General features: G+C 68.6%; 12 protein-coding genes and 1 pseudogene. 5 read left to right on the top strand and 8 right to left on the bottom strand.

Features of this window, described 5'->3' with window-relative positions:
- Positions 1-985: pseudogene (locus tag K2Z83_RS13080) on the bottom strand (hypothetical protein); the annotation flags it as partial.
- A gap of 551 nt (positions 986-1536) precedes the next feature.
- A complete protein-coding gene (locus K2Z83_RS13075) occupies positions 1537-2523 on the bottom strand; it encodes an ATP-binding protein (protein WP_220595630.1) in 987 nt (328 codons plus the stop codon).
- Positions 2524-3094: 571 nt separating this feature from the next.
- Here K2Z83_RS13075 and K2Z83_RS13070 point away from each other — a divergent pair.
- From K2Z83_RS13070 to K2Z83_RS13060, 3 genes are all read left to right on the top strand, one after another.
- Positions 3095-4096, top strand: a complete 1002-nt coding sequence (locus K2Z83_RS13070) for a site-specific integrase (RefSeq protein ID WP_220595629.1) — start codon at positions 3095-3097, stop codon at positions 4094-4096.
- An 84-nt stretch (positions 4097-4180) separates the two neighbouring features.
- Positions 4181-5026 (top strand): SDR family NAD(P)-dependent oxidoreductase, encoded by an 846-nt coding sequence (locus tag K2Z83_RS13065; RefSeq protein WP_220595628.1) that lies wholly within the window; start codon positions 4181-4183, stop codon positions 5024-5026.
- A gap of 3 nt (positions 5027-5029) precedes the next feature.
- Entirely contained in the window at positions 5030-5626 is a 597-nt protein-coding gene (locus K2Z83_RS13060; RefSeq protein ID WP_220595627.1) for a class I SAM-dependent methyltransferase, read from the top strand.
- A gap of 17 nt (positions 5627-5643) precedes the next feature.
- On the opposite strand, the gene K2Z83_RS13055 is transcribed toward K2Z83_RS13060, so the two are convergent.
- The 3 genes from K2Z83_RS13055 to K2Z83_RS13045 form a co-directional block, all read right to left on the bottom strand.
- A complete protein-coding gene (locus tag K2Z83_RS13055) occupies positions 5644-5856 on the bottom strand; it encodes a hypothetical protein (protein ID WP_220595626.1) in 213 nt (70 codons plus the stop codon).
- Positions 5849-6115, bottom strand: coding sequence for a hypothetical protein (locus tag K2Z83_RS13050; RefSeq protein ID WP_220595625.1), 267 nt, complete (start codon positions 6113-6115; stop codon positions 5849-5851). The genes K2Z83_RS13055 and K2Z83_RS13050 overlap by 8 nt, the downstream gene beginning before the upstream one ends.
- 139 nt (positions 6116-6254) lie before the next feature.
- Positions 6255-6443, bottom strand: coding sequence for a hypothetical protein (locus K2Z83_RS13045; protein ID WP_220595624.1), 189 nt, complete (start codon positions 6441-6443; stop codon positions 6255-6257).
- Positions 6444-6865: 422 nt separating this feature from the next.
- On the opposite strand from K2Z83_RS13045, the gene K2Z83_RS13040 reads away from it, so the two are divergent.
- Positions 6866-7087 (top strand): hypothetical protein, encoded by a 222-nt coding sequence (locus tag K2Z83_RS13040; RefSeq protein WP_220595623.1) that lies wholly within the window; start codon positions 6866-6868, stop codon positions 7085-7087.
- A 5-nt stretch (positions 7088-7092) separates the two neighbouring features.
- Here the strand turns inward: K2Z83_RS13040 and arsJ are convergent, their stop codons facing one another.
- The 3 genes from arsJ to K2Z83_RS13025 all read right to left on the bottom strand — a co-directional run bounded on the left by arsJ (position 7093) and on the right by K2Z83_RS13025 (position 10254).
- Positions 7093-8370, bottom strand: a complete 1278-nt coding sequence (gene arsJ, locus K2Z83_RS13035; RefSeq protein ID WP_220595622.1) for an organoarsenical effux MFS transporter ArsJ — start codon at positions 8368-8370, stop codon at positions 7093-7095.
- A gap of 85 nt (positions 8371-8455) precedes the next feature.
- The gene (locus K2Z83_RS13030) at positions 8456-9463 is read right to left on the bottom strand and encodes an ArsJ-associated glyceraldehyde-3-phosphate dehydrogenase (protein WP_220595621.1); all 1008 of its coding nucleotides are present in this window, start codon (positions 9461-9463) and stop codon (positions 8456-8458) included.
- On the bottom strand, positions 9460-10254 hold the full coding sequence (locus K2Z83_RS13025) for a protein tyrosine phosphatase (RefSeq protein ID WP_220595620.1): 795 nt from the start codon (positions 10252-10254) through the stop codon (positions 9460-9462). Before K2Z83_RS13025 ends, K2Z83_RS13030 begins: the two co-directional genes overlap by 4 nt.
- 282 nt (positions 10255-10536) lie before the next feature.
- On the opposite strand from K2Z83_RS13025, the gene K2Z83_RS13020 reads away from it, so the two are divergent.
- Positions 10537-11292, top strand: coding sequence for a metalloregulator ArsR/SmtB family transcription factor (locus K2Z83_RS13020; protein WP_370650166.1), 756 nt, complete (start codon positions 10537-10539; stop codon positions 11290-11292).
- The last annotated feature ends 48 nt before the right edge of the window (positions 11293-11340 follow it).

The raw sequence follows: 11340 nt of genomic DNA, 5'->3' as shown, positions 1-11340 counted from the left end.
TTGCGAGATGATTCTCCACCACCACCCAAGGGCCTGAGGGTGACGCAGGGCAGGTGGTGGGATTCTCTCGATCAGACTCCATGACTCCATGTGATCCCACCGGCGCCTCAGCTGCGGGTGCTGCGTGGCTCTCTGATGCCACAGGGCCGGATGTTGGCTCTGTGGAGATCGTGATCGGGTCGGCGATCTCCCCGCCGATCATGGGGCCGATCTGGCCTGGCGGCACAAAAAAGAGCGCCTGGCCGGGCGCGCTCTCCCCAGGGGGCGGCGCGGACAGGTCACCGAAGGGCGTGCGCCGCCAGCCCTCGGCGCTGAGCGGGTGGGTGCCGCGCTGCGAGGCGACGGCGAGGATGGTCGCCTCGTCGGGCAGCAGCAGCGGCTGTCCAGCATCGATGAGGCGCAGCGCCTCCAGGGCCGGGCTGGCGACGGGCAGGCCGGCGAGGGCCAGGGCGTAGGCGCCGACCTCGCGCAGGCCGATCAGCGGCGTCTCTAGGTAGCGGCGAATGAGGGCCGGGTGGGTCGGATGGGCCTCGATGCGGCCCATGCAGACATCGAGCAGGCGCTGGTCGAGGCGCAGGGCGCCGATGTGCCTTGGGCGGCCGAGCGCGGGGGCCGCGAGATCCCAGGGCAGCGCCGCGCCGCATACATGGCCCCAGCTGGGGGTGTAGGTCGTCTTGCGGCCCGGTCTGCGGGCGGCGGTCAGCCAGCCGGCGGCGACGAGGCGCTGGAGGGCGCGGGTGGCCGCGCCGTAGCTCAGCGTGGGGTCGTAGGCCTGTAGGTCGCCCGGGGAGAGCGGCACGGGCTGCCCGGATGCGCGGTAGGCGCGTGCGGCCAGGGCGTAGGCCCCGACGGCGACCGGCGTGTCGCGCAGGTCGGCCGCGAGGCGGCGCGGGATGGGCACGTAGTAGAAGGGCTCCGCCGCCGAGGTGGTGGGGTGGTGTGCGGACGCCGCAGGGGCGGGCCGCGCAGATAGGCAGGGTTGCATAGCTAGTCCCTCTATGCCGCACAGCGGCAGCACAAAACCGAGCCCCGCCTGCACGTGCGTTGACAGGGCGATCAGCGGCTGGTATAGTGAAGGTAGGAAGGGTACACACCCTACCGACAGCGAGAAGCTGTCGGCCGAGCGAAAGCTCTCGACACGTGGTGGCTAGCCAGGAGTGTCGGGGGCTTTTTCTTTGCCGCTAAACTGTAGAATAGACCCACAGCTAGCAGCTTATATGGCATCAAACCTAATGATGATCAACCTACATAGGCACCCCCGATAAGAGCGCAGCTCTGCTTGTGATCGTAGCGATAGCTTGCGCAAGAGTCAACTAGCGCTTACGCAAATTTGGCCCGAAACTTGCGCCAGATTCGCGCAATCTCGCGCAAAGTATTGCCTGAGTTTGCGCAAGATGTGGATAACTTATATCAAATCTGGCAAGACCGTGGGCATGTCATGCTGAGCGCAGCGAAGCATCTTCCAGTCGCGTGGATGGGAAGACCCCTCGCTTCGCTCAGGGCGACAGGATGCAGGGTATCAATCAAGATTTGATATTACGTGTCAGGCTCCCTGACGTAGTAGCGGGTGCGCGATGTTGCGCCCTCGCGGTTCACGATCTTCCGCTCGATCAGCTCCTGCAGGCGATAGTTAACGGTGCGGATCGACCACTCCAGGCGGTCGGCGATATCGCGGGAGCTCATTCCTAGCGGCCCGGCGCCCTCGATCATGGTGTAGATCTGGGCCAGGGGGGCGTCGAGGCCGAGCGCGGTGTGCTTATCGACCGACCCGTGGCCCTGGATGCGGATAAGGAAGCTGGCACCGGTGTCCTCCATCTGGGGGAAGGGCAGCTGCTCCTCGCGTAGCACATGGGCGACGGTATCGAGTCCCATGCCGCGCTGCTCGATGTAGCCGGCGTCGAACAGGAAGCCGACGATCACCGGGTTGCGGGTGTACTGAGACTTGAGGATGTTCTCGACCGTGATGCCTGACGGCAGGCCGCCGGGGCTGTACCACTCGATCTCGTTTTTGAACATCTCGATCTTGACCCGGCTGCCGGTGACCCGGTAGTCGCGGTGGGCGATGGCGTTGACGATCAGCTCGCGGATGGCGGTGCGCGGGTACTGGTCGAAGGGGCTGCGCCGCGGCCCGCTGTCGAGTCGGAAGCCGTGGTTGCTCTGCGCCCAGAGGTAGGCGTCGGCCTGGTCGATCAGCTCGAACAGCGGCCCGCGCAGGTCGCGGATGTCGATGACCTGCTGGCTGTTGGCGACCAGCCCGGCGTAGCGGGTTAAGGAGATGCCGGTGTGGGGCAGAGGGCGCTGCGGGTCTTTGCCGAAGCAGAGCAGGCCGCCGAGAGTGGGCACGGTCTCCCCGTCCACCTCGATGAGCCCGCTCTGGCGGTGGAGGTAGTCCAGCGGTGGCTCGCTGACCAGGCCGCGGCCGGTCGCGATGTGGCGTTCCACTCGGCCCATGTCGATGTCGGCCAAGGATGATCCTCGCACAGGCAGTGCGTCAATATGCTCGATCTTGATCCAGTTTGTCATAGCTGCTTCTCGGGAACCTGGGGGAAGCCCGGCGTCAATCGACAACAACACGCGCGTGCTCAAACTATACGATTCCTGGTAGCTCTGGTCAACACCCTTCGCCGCATCGCTGTACCTTGGGAAGGAACAGCCGCATGTTGCCAGCAACAACACAAACCTCCCTGCTGCCCTATATCGATCAGGAGAATAGCTATCGCAGTAATGCAGCCGGTGAGTTTACAACGCCGCGAAGGTTGTGATCGATGATTTCGGTTTCGATCTCCCGTCGATCGCGATACCACTGACGCCCGACCAGCCTCCTCTGCCTCGGCCGAGCGCCCTGCCGCCCCATATCCACCCAGGTCTGTCATACCCCCCTAGCGCCGACGCAAGGCAAGCGATGGTGGGCGGGATCGCAACGCGATCCCGCAAAAAAGCTGGCGCCGCTGCGGCGCTAGCGCGCATGTGCCTGCATGGCACAACCGACCGGTCGTCGGGCCTCGCGGGCCGGGCGTGGTATACTTCGGGTAAGGGTGATTATCCGAGGTTTCTGATCGCCCCGCACGAGCCAGCGCGATCAGGGGGGAGCGTGATGAGCAGCGATGATCGCGACCTGATCCCGTCAGCCGCCGACCCGGCGGCGCGGGAGGCCCTGTCCATCGCCGCGTGGCTGGAGGCCAAGCGCGGGCGGAGCGGCTCGGCCAACACTGCCCGCGCCTACACGGCGACGATGGACAGCTGGCATGCCGCCCTGTCCGCCGTGCCGCTCGGGCTCGCCCCGCCGAGCGCGTCTGAAGACCGTGAGGCCTGGCTCGCCGCGGCCGCCACCCTCGCCCAGGCCTGGGCGGGCGGCGGGGACGTCGCCCCGGCAAGCTTCAACCGGCGGCTGGCGATCGTGAGCAGCTTCTACACCTTCGCCGCCCGGCGCGGGCTGCTCCCCGCCGCCAACCCGATCAGCCGCGTCGACCGCCGCCGCGTACACGCCTACGCCAGCGCCGTCGCGCCCGGCGAGGACGACATCCGCACGGCCCTGGCCGCCCTGTCCGGCGGCGACCTGCGCGCCCGGCGCGACCGGGCGCTGATCGGGGTGGCCGTCGAGACCACCCGCCGGCTCAGCGAGGTGGCCGGGCTGCGCTGGGGGCATCTGCGCCACAACCCCGACGGCAGCATCACGCTCACCTTCGCCCGCACCAAGGGCGGCGCGGTGCGGCGCGATAAGCTCTCGCGGGCGCTGTCGTCCGACCTGCTCGGCTACCTGCGGATGGCCTACGGCGCGGAGCTGGATGGGCTCGCGGCCGACGCGGCGGTCTGGGTGAGCTGCTCGCGCCAGAACATGGGGGCCGCGATCTCGCCGCGCACGCTGGAGGCACTGGCCCGCGCGCGGCTGGGCGTCCACTTCCACGCCCTGCGCCACGCCGGCGCCCGCATGCTGGAGCGCAAGGGCGCGCGGGTGAGCGTGATCCAGGAGCGCCTCGGCCACGCTAGCCTGGCGACGACCGGGCGCTACCTGGCCGCGCTCACCGGCGAGGAGAACCCGTACGCCGATGCGATCGCCGCCAGCCTGGGGTTTGATGGCGCGGATGGTGGGGACTGAGGCGGGCTGGCCCGCGCCTACCGTTCTATGCTATGCTACCCGCTGGAACAAGGGCGCACCGACCGCGTTGCGCAAGGAGCATGTATGGCACCCAAGCTACGAAATAAAGTCGCCGTGATCACCGGCGGGACGCGCGGGCTCGGCCGGGCGATCGCCGAGGCCTACGCCCGCGCCGGCGCCGCGGTCGTGATCGCCTCGCGCTCGGCCGAGGCCGTCGATGGCGCGGTGGCCGAGCTGCGCGCCGCCGGCCACCGCGCCGCCGGCGTCAGCTGCGACGTGGGCGACGCCCGGCAGGTGCGCGCCCTGGCCGACCTCGCCCGCGCCGCCTTCGGCGGCGTCGATATCTGGGTCAACAACGCCGGCGTGGCCGGCGTCTACGGCCCCACCCTCGACATCCCGCAGGCGCGCTTCCGCCAGGTGGTGCAGACGAACATCCTCGGCACCTACAACGGATCGACCGTGGCGATGGAGATCTTCCTCGCCCAGGGGCGCGGCAAGCTGATCAATGTGATCGGGCGCGGCGACCGTAAGCCGGTGCCCTTCCAGAACGCCTATGGGCCGAGCAAGGCCTGGGTGCGCAGCTTCACCCTGGCGCTGGCCGACGAGTACCGCGACAGCGGCGTGGGCGTCTTCGCCTTTAACCCTGGCCTGGTGATCACCGACCTGCTCACCGATGTGGACGTCGCCCCCGGCCACGAGGCGCAGCTGCGCCCGCTCGACACGGTCATCCGGCTGTGGGGCGAGCCGCCCGAGGTGCCGGCGCGCACGGCGCTCTGGCTCGCCTCGCGGGCCACCGACCGGCGCACCGGGCTCGTCATCTCCGTGCTGACGCCGGCCCGGTTTGTGACCGGCGTCTTGCGCGCCGGCGCCCGGGCGCTCCTGCGCCGCCCCGCCGTGGCCCCGCCGGTGCGCCCCCACGTGGTGAGCTAGCCTGTGGACCACGAGACGATCGCCGCCTACGACGTCCACGCCGCGCAGATCGCCGCCGTCCACCGGGCGATCATGCCCGCGCGCACCCAGGCCCTCACCCAGGCCTTCTTCCGCCCCGGCGGCCCTACCGCCGACGTGGGCTGCGGCAGCGGGCGCGATACGGCCTGGCTCGCCGAGGTCGGCTACCCCGTCACCGGCTACGACGCCTCGGCCGGGATGCTGGCGGAGGCCCGCGTCGCCTACCCCAGCCTCACCTTCGCCGAGGCCGCCCTGCCCGACCTGGCCGGCGTCCCCGACTCGGCCTTTGCCAACGCCCTCTGCAACGCCGTGATCATGCACCTGCCGCGCGCGGAGCTGGCCGGCGTCGCCCGCGCCCTGGCCCGCATCCTGGCCGAGGGCGGCCGGCTCATCCTCACCTTCCGGCCCAGCACCGCCCCCGGCGAGCGCGAGCCGGACGGGCGGCTCTTCACCGCCATCCCGCCCGACGAGCTAGCCATGTTGTTAGATCGCGCCGGCCTCGCCGTGCTGCACCGCGAGGAGCGCGCCGACGACACGCGCCCCGGCGTGATCTGGCACACCCTGGTCGCCGAGCGCCGATAATCGTCACCGGCGCGGGGCTACCCTGCGAGGCTGCTCGTCAGCGCCGCGATCAGCTGATCGCGCACCGCAACCGCCGTGCGCGCGCGGCACGGGGTGATCTGCGGGTTGTCCTCAACCCGGCCGGAGAACCAGGTCCCATCCTCCCAGATGAATGTCCGGTACTCCACGTCGGCGACGCGAACCTGATAGATGCGCCCCTTGCGCACCATACGTTTTTTTGTCTCAGCCATGGGGCAGCTCCTCTACTTGCGCTTCTTCGATGCTATGTGCCTGGCTCGGGTCATCGCTGTGCCCCACCCAGAAATGATTGGGCTGCACGGTGCGGACGCTGCGCACCGCCACACCCTCCATCTCGACTGTCTCGTTGGCGCTTACGAGGACAAGGTTCGGCGATGCGTGGAATCGTCGAGCGTAGGCGGCGATCGCGTCCTGCATCCGCTCGGCGGCGGGCCGCCGGGTGTCTGCGTCATACCAGACTAAATACAGCATCTTATACTTTCTGGGCCGCATCATAGCTCCGCCCGAGCATAGGTGCCCGGTGGGGGGGTGAGCGGCGAGGAGAGGCGCGGCGAGGCCTTGTCCCTCTCCGCAAAAAACCATTGCCTCTCAGATATGGTTGGGCGCAGCCCTAGATCAGCGTCAGCGACTCGTCGATGCAGCGCTGTCGGAGCGCCCCATCATCGGTGCTGATCGGGATGCCGCCGGCCCGGCGCACCTGGCGGATCACCTGCTCCAGCGACGACGTGTAGCTGCGCCGGCTGACCTCGCCGTTGGTGTACACGACACAGTAACGCCCGTCGGGCTCGCGTGTGACCAATAAGTACGCGCGATCTGGCTGCGCACTGTCGGGTGCGTACTGCGCTTCCGCCATAAAAAGACCTCTCTTGCTCGGCGTGGCCGGGCGCCACCATGGTTGCTACAGGCAATGATCCCGCCCTGATCGACCATGTTCAGTCCAGGGCTGTCGCGGTAGTCGCGGCACAATCGTGTCTTGTGGGCGAGGGGTGTTGAGGGGGGGCGCCTCATTAGCGCCAGACATCTAGATACCTACAGCATAACACACATCGGGCCGATCAGATAGGGACAAAACGGCATGTATCCGTGCTATACTGGCTGTACCGCAGCATGATCCGCTTCCCCATGTGCCGGCCCCGATCCCTCCTGGCTCGCCGCCCTCCATGTGCAGCCGCTCGATGAGAGTCTCTCGCTGCGCCGAGGAAATAAAGGAGCCACCACGATATGTCGACGCTATCTATCTACGAGGCCGCCGACTGGGGCGCGAAGGTCGCCGGGGCGGCGAGCGCGCGCAGGGACCCCCAGGGCGCCCTCTTTATCGACGAGGTGCCGGTGGAGACGATCCAGGTGAGCGGGATGTTCAGCGTGCTCGGCTGCGCCGACGGCAAAAATCGGGTGGTGCTGAGCAGCTTCCTCAGGCTGGTGCGGGCGCCGAGCGGCGTCTAGCGCGATCACTCGCCGGCGTCGCCGATCATGATCGGCCGGGTGCGCGGGGCGGCCTCGGCCGGCAGCAGCAGCGAGAGCATCCCTGCCGCCAGCACGAAGGCCACCGAGGCCCACAGGCAGGCCACCAGCCCGCCGCTGGCCCCGTACGAGAGCCCGAGCTGGTAGAGCAGCCCCGAGAGCACCGTGCCGGCCAGCCGCCCGCCGGCGTTGGCCATGTAGTAGAAGCCCACGTTCATCGCCACCTTGTCGCTGTCGGTGTAGGCCAGGATGAGGTAGGAGTGGACCGCCGAGTTCAGGGCGAAGATCGCCCCGAAGGCGATCAGCCCGGCCACCACTGATAGGGTCGGGCTCACCCCCAGCATGAGGGCGAGGGCGATGCCCGCCGGGAACGCGGCCAGGGCGAAGGCCAGGCCCGCCGCCGTGCGCCCGCCCGGCTCGTGCTGTCCGGACACCCGCCGGCGGATCAGCCCCGGCGTGGCCGCCTGCACCGCGCCGTAGCCGATCACCCACGCCGCCAGGAAGCCCCCGGCCTGCCAGAAGTCCCAGCCCAGCACGCTGGCCAGGTAGACCGGCAGCCCCACCACGAACCAGACATCGCGCGAGCCGAAGAGGAAGAGCCGGGCCGCCGCGAGCATGTTCACCGCCCGGTTGTGCGAGAACATCTGGCGGAACGTGGCCTTCTTGTTGGCCGCGCCCAGCTCGCCGCGAATGAGCGCGGCCGCCAGCAGCAGGGCCAGGGCCACGAGCCCGGCCAGGGCCAGCAGGCCGGCCTGGAAGCCGACGAGGCTCAGCAGCAGCGCGCCCACAAAGAAGCCCACGCCCTTGATCGCGTTCTTGCTGCCGGTGAGCGCGCTCACCCAGCGGTAGAGCTGCCCCTGGCTCTCGCCGGCCACCAGCTTCACCGCGCTCTTGCTGCTCATCTTTGTGAGGTCTTTGGCGATCCCCGAGAGCGCCTGGGCCGCCATGACATAGGGCACGCTCAGCCAGGCCAGCGGGGCCAGGCCGAGCATGCCCAGGGCCAGGAGCTGCGCGCCCAGGCCGAGGAACAGGGTCGCCTTCAGGCCCAGCCGCGCGCCCAGGTAGCCGCCGAAGAGGTTGGTGATCACGCCGAACAGCTCGTAGAAGAGGAACAGCGAGGCCACCGCGAAGGGCGAGTAGCCCAGCTGGTAGAAGTAGAACAGCACCAGGGTGCGGATGGCCCCGTCGGTCAGCGTGTCGGCCCAGTAGGCCATTGTGACGATCACGTAGTTGCGGCGGTCGGCGGATCGAGGGGAGCCTGTCATGTGTTTCCTGCCGTTGGGGCGCAGCAGCCGCGCGCCGGTTGCCGCCCATACAAGATAGTGTCGCACGTGCGCGGCTGCTGCGCCCTTACAGGCTGCTCCCTACCTTTTTCGCCAGCTCGGCGTAGCGGTTGGCGTAGCCCCACTCGTTATCGTACCAGGCCAGGATCTTCACCTGCGTGCCGTTGGTCACCATGGTCGATGGCGCGTCGATGATCGCCGAGCGCGGGTCGTCGCGGAAGTCCACCGAGACCAGCGGGCGCTCCTCGTAGCCCAGGATGCCCGCCAGCGGGCCGGCGGCGGCCGCCCGCAGCATGCCGTTCACCTCGGCGACGCTGGTGGGCCGGGCGACCTCGAAGACGCAGTCGGTCAGGCTGGCGTTGAGCAGGGGCACCCGCACGGCGATGCCGTCGAGCTTACCCTGGAGCTCGGGGAAGATCATGCCGATCGCCGTGGCCGAGCCGGTGCTGGTGGGGATGAGCGAGAGCGAGGAGGCCCGCGCCCGGCGCAGGTCTTTGTGCGGCGTGTCGTGGATGCGCTGCGTGTTGGTCATATCGTGGATGGTGGTGATCATCCCGTGGCGGATGCCGATGCCCTCGTGGATAACCTTGACCACCGGGGCCAGGCAGTTGGTGGTGCAGGATGCGGCGGTGAGCAGGCGGTGCTGCGCGGGCCGGTAGAGGCCGTCGTTGACGCCCATCACCACATTGAGGGCATCGCCCTTCACCGGCGCGGCCACGATCACCTTCTTCACCCCGGCCCGGAAGTAGGCATCCAACTGCTCGGGCGTGCGGAACTTGCCGGTGGCCTCCAGCACGATCTCCACGCCGGCCTCGGCCCACGGCACCGCGCCGGGGTCCTTGATGCTGCTGTAGCCGACCGGCGTCTCGCCGACGAAGAGCCGGTCGGCCTCGCCGCGCGTCTCGTGGCCCCAGCGCCCGTGGATCGAGTCGAAGTGCAGCAGGTGGGCCGAGGTCGCCGCGTCGCCGCCGGTCTCGTTGATGTGGGCGAACGCTAGCTCCGGCCAGCCCCAAGCCGCCCGCATGGCCAGCCGGCCGATCCGCCCGAATCCGTTGATGCCTATCCGTACACTCATGCCGTTGCTCCTGCGCCCGCCTGTCGGCGGTCGCGCTCGATAAAGGAGAGCAGGTACCTGATGCGCTGCGCGAGCTCGATCGCCACCGACTGGAATGCCTTCGGCTGGCGAGGCTCCTCGGCGGCGCTGGGGTCAGGCAGCGACCAGTGGAGCTGTCGGTCGGCGTTGTGGAAGGTCGGGCAGACCTCGCGGGCCTGGTCGCACACGGTGATCACATAGTCGAAATGCTGGCCGGCGAAGATATCGACGTGCTTTGAGTAGAGCGGCGCGGTGTCGGCCCCGACGCGCTCCAGGGCCGCGTGGGCCTGCGGGTGCAGGCGAGAGGGGGCGACCCCGGCGCTGGCGGCGTCGATCGCGCCGCCGCTGAACATCCGCAGCAGGCCCTCGGCGATCTGCGAGCGGGCGCTATTGTGGGTGCAGAGGAAGAGCACGCGCAGCCGGTCGGGCAGTGACGGGGCCGACCATACATCGGACGGCGGGGCCAGGGCCAGGGCGGGGTGCAGCGCGCCGAGGCTTGTCTGGGCGAGCGTGTAGAGCTGATCGACCCGCAGCTGGTAGTAGCGCATCTGCGGGTCGGCGTCGCTGGCCCGGCTCGTGATCAGCCCGGCCTCACGAAGCTGGCCAAGGGCCGATGTCAGCGCCGGGAGCGTCGTCCCGGTTTGGATCTGGAGGTCGGCCGCGTGGGCATCGCCTTGGGAGAGCGCCTGCACGACAGCCCAGATCTGCGGGTCGGCCAGCAGCGTCACGAACAGTCGCTCGGATGATCCTCTTGGTGTGGGAGGCGTATCCATCAGTATCTCCTGATGTAAATCACAACAGCAATGATTGATATTATATTGGGGTGCCGGTGATTGTCAATCAGGAAATGGCCATACCGTAGAAGTAACGCTGTGAAGCGTCATGTCATTCTGAGCGAAGCGAAGAATCTCGGCCGGGACCCTTCGCTTCGCTCAGGGTGGCATTCGAGATAGCTCCAATTCCTGGGTGATGGTTGCGCTACTACGTATACCAACGCTTGACAGCGCCGCCCTATCGCGCTACGATCAGCGCAGGGCAGATGTGGAGATACAACAGTGAAGAATGATATACCTGGAGATGGGGCAGAGGGGGAGATCGCGGGGCTGAAGCTGATCGCCGACGAGACACGCTGGCGCATCCTGCGCGCCCTACGGCCGAGCGACCGGCAGGTGGGCGAGCTGGTGGCGCTCACCGGCCTGCCGCAGAACCTGGTCTCCTACCACCTGGGGGTGCTGCGGCAGGCCGGGCTGGTGCAGCTGCACCGCAGCGACGCCGACGGCCGCGCGACCTACTACGGGCTCAGCATGGGCGAGCTCGGCGGGATCTACCGGCAGATCGGGGCCGACCTAGCCATCCCGCGGCCATTTGCCCCGGCCGAGCTGCCGGCGCGCACCGTGGTCTTCCTCTGCCGGGCCAACAGCGCGCGCTCGCAGATGGCCGAGGGCTGGCTGCGCGCGCTCACCGGCGGGCGGGTGACGGTGCGCAGCGGCGGGACACAGCCCACCCAGCTGCACCCGCTGGCCGACCATGTGATGGCCGAGGTCGGCGTCGATATTGGCCACCAGCAGGCCAAGTCGATCGACACGCTCACCGACCTCGCGCCCGATATGGTGGTGACGGTCTGCGACATCGCCCGCGAGGAGTGCCCGCTCTGGCCCGATGTGGGCGCCCGCCTGCACTGGAGCATCCCCGACCCGGTGGCCGTCGCGGGCAGCGATGAGCGCCTGGTCGCCTTCCGGGCCGTGCGTGACTCGCTGCGCGAGCGGGTGGACGGGCTGATCGCGCTGCTCAGACAAGATTGCAGATTGTAGATTGCAGATTGCAGACTTGGTGCAGTAGAATGCCACTCACGGCATCAA

Source organism: Oscillochloris sp. ZM17-4 (assembly GCF_019599295.1).
In the GTDB taxonomy this organism is placed as follows: Bacteria; Chloroflexota; Chloroflexia; order Chloroflexales; family Chloroflexaceae; genus Oscillochloris.
This window is presented reverse-complemented; position numbering and strand designations above follow the sequence as displayed.

What these genes read in the sequence shown, in the direction of transcription:
- K2Z83_RS13070 (WP_220595629.1), top strand. Translation starts at nt 3,095, where the DNA reads ATGAGCAGCGATGATCGCGACCTGATCCCGTCAGCCGCCGACCCGGCG.
- K2Z83_RS13075 (WP_220595630.1), bottom strand. Translation starts at nt 2,523, where the DNA reads ATGACAAACTGGATCAAGATCGAGCATATTGACGCACTGCCTGTGCGA.
- K2Z83_RS13040 (WP_220595623.1), top strand. Translation starts at nt 6,866, where the DNA reads ATGTCGACGCTATCTATCTACGAGGCCGCCGACTGGGGCGCGAAGGTC.
- K2Z83_RS13050 (WP_220595625.1), bottom strand. Translation starts at nt 6,115, where the DNA reads ATGCTGTATTTAGTCTGGTATGACGCAGACACCCGGCGGCCCGCCGCC.
- K2Z83_RS13055 (WP_220595626.1), bottom strand. Translation starts at nt 5,856, where the DNA reads ATGGCTGAGACAAAAAAACGTATGGTGCGCAAGGGGCGCATCTATCAG.
- K2Z83_RS13065 (WP_220595628.1), top strand. Translation starts at nt 4,181, where the DNA reads ATGGCACCCAAGCTACGAAATAAAGTCGCCGTGATCACCGGCGGGACG.
- arsJ (WP_220595622.1), bottom strand. Translation starts at nt 8,370, where the DNA reads ATGACAGGCTCCCCTCGATCCGCCGACCGCCGCAACTACGTGATCGTC.
- K2Z83_RS13030 (WP_220595621.1), bottom strand. Translation starts at nt 9,463, where the DNA reads ATGAGTGTACGGATAGGCATCAACGGATTCGGGCGGATCGGCCGGCTG.
- K2Z83_RS13025 (WP_220595620.1), bottom strand. Translation starts at nt 10,254, where the DNA reads ATGGATACGCCTCCCACACCAAGAGGATCATCCGAGCGACTGTTCGTG.